Genomic DNA, 514 nt, shown 5'->3' with positions numbered 1-514 from the left:
TGTTCCTGTTGAAATAATAGATATAGATTCAAATGAAAGTGCAGATAATAATAATTTAGAAAGTAAAACTAAGTATCAAGTAACATCTTATTGTTATGATAAAAATGGAAATAAGATATTAGAAAAGCATGGAATTGATGCTATATTTGAAGATGAAATATGCAACAATTATAATGAAATTTACTTTACTTATGATAAAGAAAATAGACTTATAGAAGTTAAAGATAAATGTGGAGCTAAGGCAAGATATAAATATGATTGCTTAAACAATAAAATATATGAAAGCTTTAAAATTAATGATACTACAAATAAAATAATTCATTATGTTTATGACAAAGTAGGAAATTTAATTGAGAAGAAAGAAGAGATAGATGGTAAATTTATATCTTCTAAGAATAAAGGAAAAAATATTTGGTCTATAACAAAATATGAATATGATAAGAATGGAAATTTAACTAAGATAATAACTCCAAAAGGTTATGAAATAGTAAAAGTTTATGATGAAATTGATAGA

General features: G+C 22.0%; 1 protein-coding gene. It reads left to right on the top strand.

Going from position 1 to position 514, the window contains the following annotated elements:
* Positions 1 to 514, top strand: a 514-nt coding sequence (locus RGC78_RS16155) for an RHS repeat domain-containing protein (protein WP_309556961.1), incomplete at both ends; no start/stop codon positions are given.

This window comes from Clostridium aquiflavi, from assembly GCF_031344075.1.
GTDB classification, from domain to species: domain Bacteria; phylum Bacillota; class Clostridia; order Clostridiales; family Clostridiaceae; genus Clostridium; species Clostridium aquiflavi.
The sequence above is the reverse complement of the archived record's forward strand: the minus strand, read 5'-3'. Positions and strand labels throughout refer to the sequence as shown.